Genomic DNA, 1043 nt, shown 5'->3' with positions numbered 1-1043 from the left:
TCTGCCGGATACAGCCTTCCAAGACCGGAAGTTATTGATCCAAGAACAGGAACCACAGGAGATCTTAAGCTTGCTTATTATATTGCCGGGCAAAATAATATTGAGCCTACAAGACTTTCAGCATATGCACAGTATTCACAGAAGTTCTACTGGGGTGCCAGTAAAGTGTTTGTGAATGCCGGAGTACGTGTTGCCAACTGGAGTTTCAATAAAGAAACGATATTCTCACCAAGAGCCCAGTTTGCGATCAAACCGGATTGGGACAGCGATATGTTGTTCAAAATTTCAGGGGGAATCTACTATCAGGCTCCTTTCTATAAAGAGATCAAAGATCTTGACGGTAATTTTAACTCCAATATAAAGTCACAACGTTCTATCCAGGTCATTCTTGCCAATGATTATGAGTTCCAGATGTATGACAGACCATTCAAACTGACAACGGAACTTTATTACAAGAAAATGGATAACCTGATTCCTTATTATATGGATAATGTAAGGATTCGTTATTCCGGGCAGAATAATTCAAAAGGATATGCTTATGGTATCGATACCAGACTATTCGGAGAATTTGTTCCGGGTGTAGATTCATGGTTGTCTGCAAGTTATGCCAGAGTGTATGAAAATATTGATGGAAGAGGAGATATTCCAAGACCTACAGATCAGAGATTGAGGTTTGCTATGTTCTATCAGGATTATATGCCAAGCTTCCCGTCTATGCGTGTGAACCTTACTTTGGTGTACGCTATGGGATTACCTACAGGAGCTCCTGTACTATTCAACAGTAACGGACAGCCGGATTTTGGCTCAGCTTATAATTATCAGCAGACCCTTCCTTCCTATAAAAGGGTAGACTTAGGGTTGACAAAGGTATTTATTGATCCAAAAGAAAAAAATAAGAGATCCGGTTTCTGGGGTAATTTCGAAGAACTTACATTAGGAGTTCAGGTTTTTAACGCATTCAATATCAATAACACGGTAGCGAACCAATGGATCACAGATTATAACAGCAATTATATGTATCCTGTTCCGGTACGTCTTACAGG

The 1043-nt window shown here is 39.9% G+C and carries 1 pseudogene; it reads left to right on the top strand.

The annotated features are described in order from the left end of the window. Window positions 1-1043 (top strand): annotated as a pseudogene (locus DEU40_RS22205) (TonB-dependent receptor); the annotation flags it as partial.

The organism is Chryseobacterium sp. AG844 (assembly GCF_003182335.1).
GTDB classification, from domain to species: domain Bacteria; phylum Bacteroidota; class Bacteroidia; order Flavobacteriales; family Weeksellaceae; genus Chryseobacterium; species Chryseobacterium cupriresistens.
This window is presented reverse-complemented; position numbering and strand designations above follow the sequence as displayed.